The 15,324-nt window shown below is 64.8% G+C and carries 13 protein-coding genes and 1 tRNA gene; 5 read left to right on the top strand and 9 right to left on the bottom strand.

Annotated features, from left to right (window positions below):
• Positions 1 to 39: 39 nt before the first annotated feature.
• Positions 40 to 456: a MerR family transcriptional regulator gene (locus F6X37_RS07950; RefSeq protein ID WP_187610899.1), complete on the top strand. Its 417-nt coding sequence runs from the start codon at positions 40 to 42 to the stop codon at positions 454 to 456.
• Positions 457 to 531: 75 nt separating this feature from the next.
• Positions 532 to 608 (top strand) — tRNA-Pro (locus tag F6X37_RS07955).
• Positions 609 to 703: 95 nt separating this feature from the next.
• On the opposite strand, the gene F6X37_RS07960 is transcribed toward F6X37_RS07955, so the two are convergent.
• The 4 genes from F6X37_RS07960 to F6X37_RS07975 are packed head-to-tail and all read right to left on the bottom strand — an operon-like array spanning position 704 to position 5,727.
• Positions 704 to 1,168, bottom strand: coding sequence for a lysozyme inhibitor LprI family protein (locus F6X37_RS07960; RefSeq protein ID WP_262419835.1), 465 nt, complete (start codon positions 1,166 to 1,168; stop codon positions 704 to 706).
• Positions 1,169 to 1,185: 17 nt separating this feature from the next.
• Entirely contained in the window at positions 1,186 to 2,355 is a 1,170-nt protein-coding gene (locus F6X37_RS07965; protein ID WP_187610900.1) for an acyl-CoA dehydrogenase family protein, read from the bottom strand.
• A 12-nt stretch (positions 2,356 to 2,367) separates the two neighbouring features.
• Positions 2,368 to 3,576 carry an acyl-CoA dehydrogenase family protein gene (locus F6X37_RS07970; protein ID WP_187610901.1) on the bottom strand — a complete coding sequence of 403 codons (1,209 nt, stop codon included), beginning with the start codon at positions 3,574 to 3,576 and terminating at the stop codon, positions 2,368 to 2,370.
• 30 nt (positions 3,577 to 3,606) lie between these two features.
• Positions 3,607 to 5,727, bottom strand: a complete 2,121-nt coding sequence (locus F6X37_RS07975) for a 3-hydroxyacyl-CoA dehydrogenase NAD-binding domain-containing protein (protein ID WP_187610902.1) — start codon at positions 5,725 to 5,727, stop codon at positions 3,607 to 3,609.
• A 126-nt stretch (positions 5,728 to 5,853) separates the two neighbouring features.
• Here F6X37_RS07975 and F6X37_RS07980 point away from each other — a divergent pair, with 126 nt between their 5' ends.
• Entirely contained in the window at positions 5,854 to 6,762 is a 909-nt protein-coding gene (locus F6X37_RS07980) for a LysR family transcriptional regulator (protein WP_187610903.1), read from the top strand.
• Positions 6,763 to 6,772: 10 nt separating this feature from the next.
• On the opposite strand, the gene F6X37_RS07985 is transcribed toward F6X37_RS07980, so the two are convergent.
• Complete coding sequence (locus F6X37_RS07985) at positions 6,773 to 7,639, bottom strand: hypothetical protein (protein ID WP_184063706.1); 867 nt, start codon at positions 7,637 to 7,639, stop codon at positions 6,773 to 6,775.
• Positions 7,640 to 7,959: 320 nt separating this feature from the next.
• Between F6X37_RS07985 and F6X37_RS07990 the strand changes: the two genes are divergently transcribed.
• Both F6X37_RS07990 and F6X37_RS07995 read left to right on the top strand, forming a co-directional pair.
• Positions 7,960 to 9,624 carry an acyl-CoA synthetase gene (locus F6X37_RS07990; protein ID WP_187610904.1) on the top strand — a complete coding sequence of 555 codons (1,665 nt, stop codon included), beginning with the start codon at positions 7,960 to 7,962 and terminating at the stop codon, positions 9,622 to 9,624.
• Positions 9,625 to 9,673: 49 nt separating this feature from the next.
• Positions 9,674 to 10,054: a DUF5594 family protein gene (locus F6X37_RS07995; protein WP_090800962.1), complete on the top strand. Its 381-nt coding sequence runs from the start codon at positions 9,674 to 9,676 to the stop codon at positions 10,052 to 10,054.
• Positions 10,055 to 10,162: 108 nt separating this feature from the next.
• Here the strand turns inward: F6X37_RS07995 and F6X37_RS08000 are convergent, their stop codons facing one another.
• The 4 genes from F6X37_RS08000 to F6X37_RS08015 all read right to left on the bottom strand — a co-directional run bounded on the left by F6X37_RS08000 (position 10,163) and on the right by F6X37_RS08015 (position 15,303).
• Positions 10,163 to 12,280 (bottom strand): phosphocholine-specific phospholipase C, encoded by a 2,118-nt coding sequence (locus F6X37_RS08000; protein WP_187610905.1) that lies wholly within the window; start codon positions 12,278 to 12,280, stop codon positions 10,163 to 10,165.
• Positions 12,281 to 12,409: 129 nt separating this feature from the next.
• Positions 12,410 to 12,721 (bottom strand): hypothetical protein, encoded by a 312-nt coding sequence (locus F6X37_RS08005; RefSeq protein WP_187610906.1) that lies wholly within the window; start codon positions 12,719 to 12,721, stop codon positions 12,410 to 12,412.
• Between the two features lie 120 nt (positions 12,722 to 12,841).
• Positions 12,842 to 13,702 carry an alpha/beta fold hydrolase gene (locus F6X37_RS08010; protein ID WP_187610907.1) on the bottom strand — a complete coding sequence of 287 codons (861 nt, stop codon included), beginning with the start codon at positions 13,700 to 13,702 and terminating at the stop codon, positions 12,842 to 12,844.
• 11 nt (positions 13,703 to 13,713) lie between these two features.
• A complete protein-coding gene (locus F6X37_RS08015) occupies positions 13,714 to 15,303 on the bottom strand; it encodes a benzoate-CoA ligase family protein (protein ID WP_187610908.1) in 1,590 nt (529 codons plus the stop codon).
• Between the last annotated feature and the right edge of the window lie 21 nt (positions 15,304 to 15,324).

Below are 15,324 nucleotides of genomic sequence, written 5' to 3' on the forward strand. Positions count from 1 at the left end.
CTGGCGCGCTTTCGGGCAACCCATCACGGCTAACTGACGATGACAGCGACGATCGAAAAAGTCGTCTTGCCTCCGATTCCGGCGAAGCGGTACTTCACGATTGGTGAGGTCAGCGAACTTTGTGGGGTAAAGCCTCACGTGCTGCGTTACTGGGAGCAGGAGTTCACCCAGTTGAGGCCGGTCAAGCGGCGCGGCAATCGTCGGTATTATCAGCATCACGAGGTGCTGCTGATCCGGCGGATTCGAGAGTTGCTGTACGAGCAGGGTTTTACGATCAACGGGGCGCGCAACCGGCTCGATTCGCATGGCGGCGGTGGGCCGGATGCGGTGCTCGAAGAGGGTGAGGCTACCGCCGGAGTCGCGGGTCAGGTGCAGGCATCGGCGGCAACGGTTGCGGTCGATGTCGAGAAGTTACGCCAGGAACTGCAGAACGTAATCGATCTGCTGGGCCACTAGTTCATGGACTTGTTCGCTTTGTTCGTGTCGAGCGGTTCTAATCGAATGAAGTGTCTGTTATAATTTTCTTCTGTTCGGGGCGTAGCGCAGCCTGGTAGCGTACCTGCATGGGGTGCAGGTGGTCGGAGGTTCAAATCCTCTCGCCCCGACCAAAAAGATCAAAAGGACTTACGGTGAAAGCCGTAAGTCCTTTTTTCTTGTCCGTCGCGCGGGGCAGCGTTTCCCGCTGTCAACGCTTCGCCCAAGCTCATCTGCATCCCGAAGCCTCGATTGCTTTGCTTATGCGCTCGGTTTCGGCTGTCTTGCACATCGCGACCGCCGTGGGCAGCATCGACCCGCCGCCCCATTCTCGAGAAGCCGATTTTTTGCAGTTGGCGTCACGGCGCGTTTTCCACGCGGTGAGCCTCTTCTCGATCGCCGCTTTGCAACTCGCCGACACCGCGGCCTTGCCCTTGACGACCTGCTCCAGCTTCTGCTCCGCGACGATCTGATCGCGCCACCCGCACAGATTCATGCTCATCTGATTCGCGTCGCAATGCGACAGGGCCGCGTCGACCTCACTGGCGGGCAGTCCACTGCGGGTTGCGCCCTCGAGCATCCGCAATGCAGTCCATCCGGCATCGGTCAACTTTTTTGATTCGTTTGGCAGGCTCAGCTCCTCAAGAATAGGCGAGTGCAATCTGGCAGACTTGTCACCGGCACGCGTTCGCATTCGCAAGCGCACACGAATCACCGCCCTTGAGCCCCCAACGCCACAAACCGCTCCAGATGATGATCCTCATCCCCAAGCTGATGATCGATCATCACGAGCCGCTTCGCGTAATGCGCGAGCGGCAGTTCCCACGTCATACCGATCCCGCCGTGCAACTGGATGCATTCCTCCGCGACTCGCGTGCCGATCCGGCCGATGCTGTACTTCGCCGCCGACACCGCGCGCTCGCGCGCGTTTCGTTCGCCGTCGAGCGCCGCCGCCGCGTTGATCACCGCCGAGCGCGCCTGCTCGATTTCGAGCAGCAAATCGGCCATGCGATGCTGCAACGCCTGGAAGCTGCCGATCGGCACGCCGAACTGCTTGCGCGTGCGCAGATAGTCGAGCGTGTAGTCTTTCGCGACGTCCATTGCGCCGACCGCTTCCGCGCACAGCGCGAGCACGCCGCAACTCACCGCATATTCGAGCGTCGCAAAGCCGTGATCCACTGAGCCGAGCACGGTGTCGTCGCGGAGCGTGACGTCGTCGAACGTCACTTCGGCCGCGCGTCCTCCGTCGATCTTGCGGTAGCCGCGCACGCTCACACCCGTCGCGTCCCTCGGCACCAGAAATAGCGTGATGCCGGCTTCGGCTTCGGCTTCGGCTTCGGCATCGTCCTCGCCGCTCGTGCGTGCCGAGACGAGGAACACCTGAGCATGCTCGCCATGCTGAACGACGGCCTTTGCGCCATGCAACGTCCACACGCCGCTGTTGCCATTTACGCTGCGGCGCGCGCGCGTCGTCGCGACCCGGGCAAGCTCGTAATGACTGTCCGGTTCACCATGCGCGAGCGCAACGATCCGCGAGCCGTCGATCAACGAACCCAGCGCCGCATTCTGCACGTCGCCGCCGCTGCGAGCGATCGCCCGGCCGACGACCAGCGTATCGAGAAACGGTTCGACGACGAGCCCGCGGCCGATACTCTCGAACACCACGGAAATATCGAACCCGCCGCCGCCAAAACCGCCGCTCGCTTCGTCGAACAGTGCGCCGATCACGCCAAGCTCCGCGAAGCGTGCCCATAATTCGGTGCTGAAGCCTTGCGTCGAGCGTGCGATTTCATCGCGCGTCGCGAAGCCGTACTGCTCGCTGATAAACCGATTCAGCGTATCCGCCAGCATGCGGCGCTCTTCGGTGTGCTGGAAATTCATGACGTGCGCCTCTTACAGTCCGAGGATCATTTTGGAAATGATGTTCTTCTGGATTTCGTTCGAGCCGCCGAAGATCGACAGCTTGCGATTATTGAAGTACTGCGACGCGGCACTCGCGGCTTCGTCGGGGCCGACCGGCACGCCGTCGAAGCCTTCGTGCAGCGCTTCCTCGACGAATGGCTGCGCATAAGCGCCCATCGCACGCCGCGTCAGCGACGAGATCTCCTGACGGATCTCCGTGCCGCGAATCTTCAGCATCGAACTCTCGGCACCGGGCACGCCGCCGCCCGCCACGGCCGCGATCACCCGAAGATTGGTCGTCTTCATGTTCTCGAGATCGATCTCGACGCGCGCCATGCGTGCCGCGAACGCCGGATCCTCGGCGAGCGGCCGGCCGTTGCGCAGCTGTGTCGCGGCGATCTTGCGCAGACGGTTGAAGGCGGCGACGGAAAAGCCGACGCCGGCGATATTGGTGCGCTCGTACGTAAGCAGATATTTCGCGTAGGTCCAGCCCTTGTTTTCTTCGCCGACGAGATTTCCGACCGGCACGCGCACGTCGGTGAAGAACACTTCATTGACCTCGTGCTCGCCGTCGAGCGTGATGATCGGCCGGACTTCGACGCCCGGCGTGTTCATGTCGATCAGCAGAAAGCTGATGCCTTCCTGTTTGCGCACGTCGGTCGCGGTGCGCACGAGGCAGAAGATCATGTTCGCGTAATGACCGAGTGTGGTCCACGTCTTCTGGCCATTGACGAGGTAGTGCTCGCCCTGCGCGTCCTTGCCGCGCACTGCCGTCGTCTTGACCGAAGCGAGATCGGAGCCCGCGCCCGGCTCCGAATAGCCCTGGCACCACCAGTCGGAACCATCGAGAATGCGCGGCAGCCAGTGACGCTTCTGCGCCTCGCTGCCGTACTTGATCAGCACCGGCCCGAGCATGTTGACGCCGAACGGCACGACGCGTGGCGCGCCGGCGAGTGCGCATTCGTTTTCGAAGATGAATTTCTGCACTGCGCTCCAACCCGGGCCGCCGTACTCTTTCGGCCAGTGATTCGCGAGCCAGCCTTGCGCGTTCAGAATCGCGTGCCACTCGGCCATGTCGCCGCGCGTCAGACGTCGCCCGCCGTGCACCTTGCCGGCGAGACGTCGCGGGAGCTTGTCGCGCAGAAACGCCTGCACGCCGGCGCGAAACGCTTCTTCCTCGGAGGTGAAGTTCAGATCCATCGCAGTCGTTCCGTCAGTGTTCGTGGTGGTTCAGGCCGTCGTGTTCAGGCTCGCGAAATCCGCGCCGCGCTCGACCAGATCGACGAGCAGCGGCGACGGCCGCCAGAACAGCGGGTCTTCCTTCGCGAACTCGCGGATGTCGGCGAGAATCGTCGGCAGGCCGACGCTATCCGCGTATTTCATCGGACCGCCGCGGTAGCGCGGAAAGCCGTAGCCGTACAGCAGGGTCACGTCGACGTCGAGCGGGCGCAGCGCGATACCTTCGTGGACGACGTTCGCGCCTTCGTTGATCATCGCGGCCAGATAGCGGCGCATGATCTGCTCGTCGGTGAAGCTGCGCGGCGTGATGCCCGCGCGCGCACGCTCGGCGTCGATGATCGCCTCGACTTCGGGATCGGGCATGCCGCCGCGCGATCCTTCGGGGTACAGATAGAATCCGCGGCCGGTCTTCTGGCCGAACCAGCCGCGCTCGCACAGGCGGTCGGCGATCTGCACGTAGCGCGCGTTCGGGTCGCGCGTGGCCGCGCGGCGTTTGCGCGCCGCCCAGCCGATGTCGCCGCCCGCGAGATCGACCACCTGAAACGGGCCCATCGGCAAGCCGAACGCCCGCACCGCCGCGTCGATCTGATACGGCGATGCACCGTCTTCCATCAGCGCGTCCGCGGCGGCGCGGTACACGGCAAGCAGGCGATTGCCGATGAAGCCGTCGCACACGCCGGCGCGCACCGGCGTCTTGCGCAGCTTCTTCGCGAACTCGAACGCGGTCGCGACGACGTCGGCGCTGACCTGCTTCGGCACCACGACTTCGAGCAGCTTCATGATGTTGGCGGGCGAGAAGAAGTGCAGGCCGATTACGTCGGCGGGGCGCGAGATGCTGGCTGCGATCGCGTCGATGTCCAGATACGACGTGTTGGTCGCGAGCACCGCACCGGACTTGCAGACGCGATCGAGCTCGGCGAATACGGCCTTTTTGACGTCGAGATCTTCGAACACGGCTTCGATCACGAGGTCGGCGTGAGCAAGCGCATCGTACGACGTGCTGCCGCTCCAGCGCGCCATGGTCGCGGCTTTCTTCTCAGCCGTGAGGCGGCCCCGGGCGACCAGCCCGTCGTAGACCTTGTCGATGTGCGCGCGGCCACGCGCGAGCGCCGCTTCGTCGCGTTCGATCAGCGTGACGGGCAGCCCCGCGTCGAGCACTGCGACCGCGATGCCGGCGCCCATCGTGCCGCCGCCGATCACGCCGATCGCCTCCAGCGCGCGCGGTTTCGCGTCGCGCGTTTCGGGCGCCTTCAGCACTTCGCGCTCGGCGAAGAATGCGTGAACCAGGCCGGCGCGCTGCGGGCTGTCGAGGCATTGCAGGAACAGCTTGCGTTCGAGCTTCAAGCCCTCCTCGAAGGGCTGTTCGATCGCGGCTTCGACGGCATCGACGATTTTCAGCGGCGAGAACAGGCCGCGCGCTTTCTTCGCGGTTTCGTCACGCGCTTTCGCGACGGCGGCGCGGCTCGCGGCGCGATCGATCAATGCGGCGGCGTCGCGCGTGCGGCGTACCGGCGCGTGCGCGGCGAGCAGCTCGTGCGCGTAGGCGAGCCCTTCGGCGAGGATGTCGCCGCTGTCGCCGAGACGGTCGACGAGGCCGAGCGCGAGCGCCTCCTTCGCGCTCGCGTGACGGCCGCTCAGCATCAGGTCGAGCGCCGCCGGTGCGCCGATCAGACGCGGCGTGCGTTGCGTGCCGCCCGCGCCAGGCAGCAGACCCAGCTGCACTTCGGGCAGGCCGAGCTTCGCGCCGTCGACGGCGATCCGGTAATGCGCGGCGAGCGCCACTTCGAGCCCGCCGCCGAGCGCCGCGCCATGCAGCGCGGCAATCACGGGTTTCGTGCATGCCTCGATGCGGTTGCACACGTCCGGCAGCGAAGGCGGCACCGGCGGCTTGCCGAACTCGCGAATATCGGCACCGGCGATGAAGTTGCGCCCCGCGCCGACGATCAGCACGGCTTCGACCGCGCGGTCGGCGTCGGCGGTTTCGATCGCGGCCAGCAGGCCGCGCCGCACGTGGGCGGATAGCGCGTTGACCGGCGCGTGGTCGATCGTGACGAGCAGGATCTTGCCGTGCAATTCGCGCGTGACGACGTCGGCTGAGGAGGAAAGGGTCATCGTAGGTGTCTCCATTCGAGGATGGCGAGGCGCGCCGGATCGTCCCATTCTGGAGTGGTCAACGTTCATTGACAATCACACCGTTGATTGACAGACTGTCAAAATTATTTTGACAAAGACTGGGCGATGGACATCAACTCGCTGACCCTGCTCGTCGACATCCTCGACGCCGGCAATCTGAGCGAAGCGGCACGCCGGCTCAAGATGAGCCGCGCGAACGTCAGCTATCACCTGAATCAGCTCGAGCGTTCGGTCGGCCTGCAATTGGTGCGCCGCACCACGCGTCGCGTCGAGGCGACCGAGATCGGTCTGCGGCTCTACGAGCACGGCCGCACGATCCGCAACGCGCTGCTGGCCGCGCGCGAGTCGGTGACGACACTGGGCCAGAGCCTGCAGGGGCGCGTGCGGCTCAGCGTGCCGAGCGGCTATGGCCAGCTTGTGATGTCCGACTGGCTGATCGCGTTCAAGCGGCTGTATCCGGGTATCGTGCTCGATGTGATGTTCGAGAACCGTGTCGAGGATCTGATGCGCGACGAGATCGACATCGCGGTGCGCGTGATGTCGGAGCCGCCGCAAAACCTCGTCGCGCGGGACATGGGGCCAGTCCGGTACGTGGCCTGCGCATCCCCCGAATTCGCGCGGACACACGGCCTGCCCGCGACGCTCGACGACCTGCGCACCGCGCCGCTGATTACCGCGGCCGTGATCGGCAAGCAGTTGCGGCTCGCCGCGTATCTGCGCGACGAGCGTCATGAAGTCCTGCTCGAACCGACGATTATTTCGGAAAACTTTCTATTTTTGCGCCAGGCGGTGCTGGCCGGTCTCGGTGTCGGACTCGTGCCCGACTACGTGGTGCAGGACGATCTGAAGCTCGGCGCCGTGCTGACCGCGCTCGATGCCTGGCGGCTCAGCATCTTCGGCACGCACATGTACATGCTGTACATGCCGGATCGGCATCACACGCGCGCGGCGGCGACGTTCATCGACTTCGTGCTGGAGCAGGCGCAGGTCTCGGGCAGGGGCGGCGCGAACTGAAGCTGCGAACTCAGGCGCCGAGTCTGCGCGCGATGGCCGTCGTGACCATCGGCACGCCGACGCGCAGCAGCTTGCGCACGCCTTCGTCGCTACCGACTTTGCCCACCGCGTTGTCGATCATCGCCTGCATCACGCTCGCCGGATAAAACTCGCGAAACAGCGTGTTGGCGCCGGTTTGCTCGAACACGTGGTGCAGGAGCGACCCAACGGGGGGGCCGATGCGCTTGAACAGGCCCATCTTGACCACCCGGTTGTTCCACAGATGCAGCGTGTACGCATTGGAACAGAGCGCCGCGCACTCGTCGAAATAGCGCGGCAGGAACACCTTGTAGTAATCGTTGAAGTGCACCGGATAGAACAGGCTTTCGGGAAGACCGGCCTTCACGCCGTAGATGGCGGTCAGCAGACGCGGGCCGGTGTCGCCCCACTTCAGTGCCCGGCCTTTCATCGCCTCGACCCGTTCGATCGCCTCGTGCAAGCGCGGCTGATCCGGATCGAGCCTCAGAATCGCATTACAGATGCTCGACTGGGTTTCCCGGCCGATCAGATCGCCCTTGGCGTTGAGATCGAAATCGCGTAGCAGCAGCATGTCGGTATCGACCCAGATCTCATCGGTCTTCGTGAACATCACGAAGCGGAAATAGTCGGTGAAATGCTGCATCGACGGCACGCCGTGAATCGGGAAGTCGTTCAGCGAGTCGCGCGGCAGTATCGTGGTCGCGTCCTTCGCGATCACGCCGGGCGGCAGAGTGTCGATCGGCTCGTAGCTATAGAGCGCGACCTCGCTGCCGTACAGCGTGAACGAATTCAGACAGGCGATCTCGTAGGGAGAAAGTTCCGGGCCATGCCAGAACGATGCAAACCTTGCCTTGCGCATATGTCATCCGGTAGCGATCGTGCGGCGCAACATGCGCGCCGAACCTGTGTAACGATCCTAGACGGGCACGGCACAGGTCAGATGTAAAGGGCTTGAATCGCACAGGAGTTGTCGCAAAACGTTGAGTTCAGCGCCACGAGTCGGCGATTATGAGCGGGACTATGTCGTATCTGGCGAATTCAGTTGCGCACGGCAACGCATCAACCGAGTGCGCAAGGTCGTGGGCTAAACTGCGGAACACCGGCCATGCGCGCAGAGGCAGCAAGCGACGGACCATGCATCACGCCATGCAGCGACAACGACGATATCCAGGAGACCCGATGAACCTCGACGGCGAGACTTACGATTCGCTCACGGCCAGATTCGCGTGGCGTATTCCACCGCGCTACAACATCGGCGTCGACACATGCGACAAGTGGGCCGATGGCTCGGGGCGTCTCGCGCTGATCTACGAAGACGCCGACGGCCGCGCGACCCGTTATACGTTCGACGAACTGAAAGCCCTGTCCGACCGCTTCGCCAATGCGCTGCTCGCGGCGGGCGCGCGGCGCGGCGAGCGCATCGGCATCTTTCTGTCGCAATCGATCGAAACGGCCATCGCGCATCTCGCGGCCTACAAGGCCGGCATGGTCGCGGTGCCGCTGTTCGCGCTGTTCGGCGTGGACGCGATCGAGCATCGGCTCGGCGACAGCGGCGCGCTCGCGCTGATCACCGATCACGCCGGCGTGCAAAAGATCGCCGAAATTCGCGGCGCGCTGCCCGGGTTGCGACACGTGTTCAGTGTCGATATCGAGCAGGATGACGAAGCATCGGACGCGCCCGTGCGGTCGTTCTGGCAGGCGTTGAATGGCGCTTGCGCCGAGTTCACGCCGGCCGACACCGCCGCGGACGATCCGGCGATCATCATCTATACGTCGGGCACGACCGGAAAACCGAAGGGCGCGTTGCACGGGCATCGCGTATTGCTCGGGCACCTGCCCGGCGTGGAGATGTCGCAGCAGGGCTTTCCCGCGCGCGCGACGCTGATGTGGACGCCCGCGGACTGGGCGTGGATCGGCGGTCTGTTCGACGTGCTGCTGCCATCGTGGCATCACGGTGTCGCGGTGCTGGCGCGCCGTTTTGCGAAATTCGACGGCCACGCCGCGTTCGATCTGCTCGCGCGTCACGCGGTCTCCCATGCGTTTCTACCGCCGACCACGCTGAAGATGATGCGCGGCGTCGAGCGGCCCGCCCATCTGCGTCTCGCGTTGCAATCGGTCGCGAGCGGCGGCGAATCGCTGGGCGAGGAACTGATCGGCTGGGGGCGCGACGCACTCGGCGTGACGATCAACGAGTTCTACGGGCAGACCGAGTGCAACGTCGTGGTGTCGTCGTGCGCGGCGCTGTTCGAGCCGCGCTTCGGCGCGATCGGGCGCGCGGTGCCGGGGCACCATGTCGCGATCGTCGATGCCGCCGGCAACGAGCTGCCGCCCGGCGCGATCGGCGATATCGCGGTGGCCGCGCCCGATCCGGTGATGTTTCTCGGCTACTGGCGGAACGTTGCGGCCACCAACGACAAATTCCGCGGCAGGTTTCTGCTGACCGGCGATCTCGGCACGCGCGACGCGGACGGCTTCATTCGCTTCGTCGGCCGTGGCGACGACGTGATCACGAGCGCCGGTTACCGGATTGGGCCGGCGTCGATCGAGGATTCGCTGCTGCGTCATCCGGCCGTCGCGATGGCGGCCGTGGTCGGCGCCCCCGATCGTGAGCGCACCGAAATCGTGATGGCGTTCGTCGTGCTGAAAGCGGGTTTCGTCGGCGACGATGCACTCGTGCGCGAGATCCAGCAGCACGTGAAGACGCGTCTGGCCGCGCACGAATATCCGCGCGAGATTCGCTTCGTCGAAAGCCTGCCGATGACGGCCACCGGCAAGGTGATCCGCAAGACGCTGCGCGAGGCGGTGACGCACGGTCCGGACGCGATCTCACCGGCGAAAAACTGAGTCTGCTACGATGACCAACCCACGATGGGAATCACAGCGGAGAGATTGGATGCGCCCCGAGAGTGCAATGCGTTTCGACCAGGAGTTCGCGCCGCGCATTGCCGAGGCGATCGCCGCGTGTATCGCAAAGACCGTGCACACCGACGTGTTGCCGCATGGCGAACAGGGTCAGCCCACCCGCGTGCGGATTCACGCCACGCCGCTCGATGAGCTCGGTCATTACCCGCATCCGTTGAATCTGTATCTGACCTGGGACAGCGACGAAATAGAAAGGCTGATGGGCGAGCAGGGCGCGACGCGTTTCGCCAGATATCTGGCCGCGCTGCCGCGCAAGCTCAATGCGTGGACCCAGGCGCGCGAACTCGATTTCTCCACGCACACGCAGGGTGAGCCGGTTACGTTGATCGGCGGGCTCGATTTCGAATCGTAGACGCTCGCGCGCGATTGCGGGTTTGCGTTCGAGAGCTGGATAAAGAACGGCCGCTGTGCTCGAAGAGCCAGCGGCCGTTGCTTTTGCAGCGTTGGGTTACAGCGACGCTCAGCCGCCCAGCGCCGGATCGCTCATGCTGTTGTTTGCCGTCTCGACATGACCGGCGATGCGGCGCGCGAACGTCGGGTCCGTATCGACGGTGATCGCGAGATCGTACCAGCCGTATGCGTTGCGCAGATCGAGGTACAGATTGTCGGTGTCGCCGCCGCGTACCGAACGCTTGATCACATGGCTCGCGTCGTACGCGTTGACGATCGTGAACTGGCAACGCGCGCTGCCGACGTTCTCGAGCCGCAGTTGCAGATTGCCGTTCGCGACATCGTAGCCTTCGGCGACGGCCGGCCGTGCGGTGTCCGAACCATTCCACCAGTTCCGTGCGACCACCTTGCCCGCGAAGCGGCGCAGGAAGCCGTTCGGCCCGTGCACGCTGAAGTCGTAGCTGCCGTCGGCGTTGAGCAGCAGCGCGTCCTGCAGATGCTTGCCCGCTTCGACGGTATAGCTGCGCGGCGCGTCGGCGCTATTGGCCGCGTACACGAGGAACACCACGCCCGCGCGGCCCGTGTTGACGAAGCGCATCGTCAGCTTGCCGTTCGAGCCTTCGTCGACGCGCACGAACAGTTCGTACGGCAACGCGCGCGCCGGGCGCACGCCCGCTTCCTGCTTCGGCACCGTCTGCACCGTCGGCGGTTGCGGCACGTAGTCCGGGTGACGGTTCTGGTCGGCCGGCACGTAGCCGCTCGTGCCCGGCAGCGAGGGCACCGACGCGTTCGGATTCGCGAAGTTGAACGCGGAGGTCAGATCGCCGCACACCGCGCGACGCCACGGCGTGATGTTCGATTCGCCGAGATTGTGCTGCTGGCCGAAGCGCTTTTCGATGAAGCGGATCACCGACGTATGGTCGAACACTTCCGAGCACACGTAGCCGCCTTTGGACCACGGCGAAACCACCAGCATCGGCACGCGCGGTCCGAGCCCGTACGGCCCGGCGACGTTCTTCGCATCGCCGGCATAGATTTCGTGCGTGATGTCGACGGTCGACAAACCGTTCGCGCTCGACGCGGCCGCGAACGGTGCGGCGATGTGATCGAAGAAGCCGTCGTTTTCGTCGTAGTTGATCAGCAGCACGGTCTTGCTCCACACGTCCGGGTTCGACGTGAGGATCTGCAGCACCTGATCGATGTACCACGCGCCGTAGTTGGTCGGCCAGTTCGGATGCTCGCTGTACGCTTCGGGCGCGACGATCCACGACACCTGCGGCAGCGTGCCGTTCTGCACGTCGCGCTTGAGAATGTCGAAGTAGCCGTCGCCGTTGGCCGCGTTGGTGCCGGTCCGCGCGTTGTCGTACAGCGGGTTGCCCGGCTGCGCGTTGCGGTACTGATTGAAATACAGCAGCGAGTTGTCACCGTAGTTGCCGATGTACGCGTTCTGCGTCCAGCCCCACGAGCCGTTCGCGTCGAGCCCGGTGCCGATGTCCTGATAGATCTTCCACGAGATGCCCGCGTTCTGCAGCACTTCGGGGTAGGTCGACCAGCCGTAGCCGAGTTCCGAATTGTCGATTACCGGACCGCCGCCGCTGCTGTCGTTGCCGACCCAGCCGCTCCACATGTAGTAGCGATTCGGATCGGTCGGGCCCATCAGCGAGCAGTGGTAGGCGTCGCAGATCGTGAATGCGTCGGCGAGCTGATAGTGGAACGGGATGTCGTCGCGCGTCAGGTAGGCCATCGTGGTCGCGCCTTTCGACGGTACCCACTGATCGTTGCGGCCGCCGTTCCATGCGGCGTGCGTGGAGCCCCAGTCGTGCGCGAGATCCTGCAGGAATTGCAGGCCGAGGTTCGGCGCGCCCGGACGGAACGGCAGTACGTAGCTGGCACCGCTGGCATCGGCGGTTTGCGGCTGATACCACACCGGCTGGCCGTTCGCGAGGTTGATCGCGCGCGTGTCGCCGAAGCCGCGCACGCCTTTGAGCGTGCCGAAGTAGTGGTCGAACGAACGGTTCTCCTGCATCAGCACGACGATGTGCTCGACGTCGCGGAGCGTGCCGGTCCGGTTGTTGGCCGGAATCGCGAGCGCATTGCGGATGCCCGGCGGCAGCATGCTCAACGCGGTGAAGGAACCGGCGGCTTGCGCGGCCGAGCGCAGAAAATCACGACGATTGTTTGAGGTCATGGGTGGGGCGGTGGTGGCTTTGATCTTCGGTGGAGGAAAAAGGCACGGGGACGACAAATTGCGGTACTGAAACGGCGATGCTGCGTCGGACGCGCGAAGGCGGGCTAGCCGCCGCGCGCGGCGCGATTCTCAATCGACGGTATGGATGACGGGGCTGGCCAGCGGCGGCGAGGTGGCGGACAGCGCCGTGCCGGCTTCGGATGCGGGTGCCGCCGGTGTCTGGATCGTCAGCGTCGGCGGCGCGGAGTCGGCCGGCGGCGGGGCGATCGATGGGTCGCCGGGGTTAGCGGCGGAATGGTCGGTTGAACTGATCGTATTCGTGCCGGCGGGCGGGGCGTCGTCGCTGCACGCTCCCGCTAGCGCGCACAGCGCGATCACCGCGATGGCGCCCGTCAAACGTTTGCGACGCGGCGCACGAATCGGCTTCGACACGAAGGGCATGGCACTGTCTCCGGGCGGGGAAGGGATGCCTCGCAATCGATGTGCCGAGGTCAGCGATGCAGCAGCATAATCGCCGATCCGTGTAATTTTTATGAAGTATCGGTAACAGACGGGCGCCGCTTATCGTTGTGCGCGCACGAACGCCGCGATGGCGTCGTTGAGTGCGGCGGGCGCGTCGCGATGCGGCGAGTGTCCGCATGCGTCGAGCTTCACGAGTTGGGCGTGCGGCACGCGCGCGGCGATCGTGTCGATCTGCGCCATCGTGCCGTAGTTGTCGTCGTGGCCCTGGATCGCGAGTAGTGGTCGACGGATCGGCGCGAGCGCCTCGACGATCGACCACCGCCTGAACGCAGGGTCTAGCCAGATATCGTTCCAGCCGTAGAACGCGGAATTGACGTCCGCGTGATAGCGGGCGAGCTTCGCGCGAAGATCGGTGGTTTCGTACAGCTGCTTCGTTTGGGCGATGCTTTGCACCGAGATGTCTTCGACGAATACGTGCGGCGCGATCACGACCGCGCCCGCGAGCGCATCGGGGTATAGCGCCGCATACAGCAGCGCGATCGAGCCGCCGTCGCTATGGCCGATCACCCACATGCGTTGGCGTCGGCGCAGGTCGATATCGAGCGCGTCGAGCAGGGTGGGGAGGATGTCGCGCGCCTGTGCGGTCATGAAATCGACCGGCCATTTGTCGTCAGGCGCACGCGCTGTCGAGAGTCCGTAGCCTGGCCGCGAATAGACGAGCCCGCGCATGCCGAGTCGCGCGCACAACGTCTGCGGCCAGTCGCGCCACATTGCGATCGAGCCGAGACCTTCGTGCAGGAATACCGCCATCGGAGAATCGTCCTGCTGAGCATTCGCCTGCTCGTTGACCCAGCGGTACTCGATGCGCAGCGGTCCATGCGACGCGCTCGGCGGCAGTTCGGCAAAGCGGCTGGCGGCACTCGTGGAGGAAGTGGCAGGGGCGGTACCTCGGTTCTGCATCAATGAATCACCTATGACTGTTCGCGTAGCTTGAAGCGTTGAATCTTGCCGGTGGCGGTCTTCGGCAGATCGTCGGTGAACACGATATCGCGCGGGTACTTGTGCGGCGCGAGCCGTTCCTTGACGAAGGTCTTCAGTTCCTCAGCGAGCAGGTCGGACGGCATGAAGTCGCGCTTGAGCACGACGAACGCGCGCGTCTTCACGAGCCCGCCATGATCGACGCCGACCACCGCCGCTTCGAGCACCGCCGGATGCGCGACGAGCACCATCTCGACCTCGACCGGCGACACATATTGGCCGCTCACTTTCAGCATGTCGTCGCTGCGGCCCGCGTAGACATAGCAGCCGTTCGCGAGACGCCGATATTTGTCGCCGCTTCTGATCCATTCGCCGAGAAACGTCGCGCGCGTTTTCTCGCGATTGCTCCAGTACATCAGCGCCGCGCTCGGCCCCTTGATGAACAGATCGCCGACTTCGCCATCGGGCACCGGCCGCCCGGCTTCGTCGCGCAACTCGACTTCGTAGCCCGGCACGGGGCGCCCGGTCGTGCCGTATTCGACTTCGCCCGCGCGATTCGACAGGAAGATGTGCAGCATTTCCGTCGAGCCGATGCCATCGAGAATCTCGGCGCCGAAGTGCGCGGTGAAGCGTTCGCCGACGTCGCGTGGCAACGCCTCGCCGGCCGACGCGCACACGCGGATCGCGACGTCGGCGCGCGCGGGCAGGTTGGGCGACACCAGCATGTTCGCGTACAAGGTCGGCACGCCGTAGAACACGGTCGGGCGATGCCGGACGAGGCGCGCGAAAATCGCCTCGGCGGTCGGGCGCTCGGCCATCAGGATCGCGGTCGCGCCGACCGACAGCGGAAACGTCAGCGCGTTGCCGAGCCCATATGCAAAGAACAGTTTCGCCGCCGAAAACACCACGTCGCTCTCGACGATGCCGAGCACCGGCTTCGCATACAGCTCGGCGGTCCAGTACAGATTCGCGTGCGTATGGACGGTGCCTTTCGGCTTGCCGGTCGAGCCCGACGAATAGAGCCAGAACGCGATGTCGTCCGCGTTGCTTGCACAGCCTTTGCCGGCGGGTAGCGCGGTGTCGACCAGCGTTTCGAAGCGGGGCGCCGCGAGCGGCGCTTCGGTGCAGGCGTGAGGCTGCGAGACGATCGGTTGGCAGCCGTCGTCGTCGATGCTGCTCAGCGCCTCCGTCACGTTAGGTAGCAACGGTTCCGATACGATCACCGCTCGCGCGTGGCTGTGCGTCAGCATGTGCGTATAGTCGGCGGCGCTCAGCAAGGTGTTCGCGACGACCGGCACGATGCCGGCGTAAAGCGCCCCGAGAAATGCGACCGGCAGCGATACGGTGTCGAGCATCACGAGCAGCACGCGTTCCTCGGGATGCACGCCGAGCGCACGCAGTGCGCTGGCGCAGCGCCGCGCGCGCTGTTCGAGTTCGCCGTAGGTCATCGCGCCGTAGTCGTCGATATAGGCGACTTTGCTCGCGCGCGCTTCGTTCAACTGGAACAGATGCCTCGCGAAGTTGAACAGCGGGGGCGGCGGCGCAACCGGCTCGCGTGCGCTCGTTTCCAGCAGGGCTTCCATATGTCTCCTCCATCCGTGGAC

Source organism: Paraburkholderia sp. 31.1 (genome assembly GCF_014397645.1).
In the GTDB taxonomy this organism is placed as follows: Bacteria; Pseudomonadota; Gammaproteobacteria; order Burkholderiales; family Burkholderiaceae; genus Paraburkholderia; species Paraburkholderia tuberum.

Excerpts from the sequence above, each read along its gene's own strand:
- F6X37_RS07970 (WP_187610901.1), bottom strand. The coding sequence starts at position 3,576 with ATGGATCTGAACTTCACCTCCGAGGAAGAAGCGTTTCGCGCCGGCGTG.
- F6X37_RS07990 (WP_187610904.1), top strand. The coding sequence starts at position 7,960 with ATGAACCTCGACGGCGAGACTTACGATTCGCTCACGGCCAGATTCGCG.
- F6X37_RS07980 (WP_187610903.1), top strand. The coding sequence starts at position 5,854 with ATGGACATCAACTCGCTGACCCTGCTCGTCGACATCCTCGACGCCGGC.
- F6X37_RS07975 (WP_187610902.1), bottom strand. The coding sequence starts at position 5,727 with ATGACCCTTTCCTCCTCAGCCGACGTCGTCACGCGCGAATTGCACGGC.
- F6X37_RS08015 (WP_187610908.1), bottom strand. The coding sequence starts at position 15,303 with ATGGAAGCCCTGCTGGAAACGAGCGCACGCGAGCCGGTTGCGCCGCCG.
- F6X37_RS07960 (WP_262419835.1), bottom strand. The coding sequence starts at position 1,168 with ATGCGAACGCGTGCCGGTGACAAGTCTGCCAGATTGCACTCGCCTATT.
- F6X37_RS07965 (WP_187610900.1), bottom strand. The coding sequence starts at position 2,355 with ATGAATTTCCAGCACACCGAAGAGCGCCGCATGCTGGCGGATACGCTG.
- F6X37_RS08010 (WP_187610907.1), bottom strand. The coding sequence starts at position 13,702 with ATGCAGAACCGAGGTACCGCCCCTGCCACTTCCTCCACGAGTGCCGCC.
- F6X37_RS08005 (WP_187610906.1), bottom strand. The coding sequence starts at position 12,721 with ATGCCCTTCGTGTCGAAGCCGATTCGTGCGCCGCGTCGCAAACGTTTG.
- F6X37_RS07985 (WP_184063706.1), bottom strand. The coding sequence starts at position 7,639 with ATGCGCAAGGCAAGGTTTGCATCGTTCTGGCATGGCCCGGAACTTTCT.
- F6X37_RS08000 (WP_187610905.1), bottom strand. The coding sequence starts at position 12,280 with ATGACCTCAAACAATCGTCGTGATTTTCTGCGCTCGGCCGCGCAAGCC.
- F6X37_RS07950 (WP_187610899.1), top strand. The coding sequence starts at position 40 with ATGACAGCGACGATCGAAAAAGTCGTCTTGCCTCCGATTCCGGCGAAG.
- F6X37_RS07995 (WP_090800962.1), top strand. The coding sequence starts at position 9,674 with ATGCGCCCCGAGAGTGCAATGCGTTTCGACCAGGAGTTCGCGCCGCGC.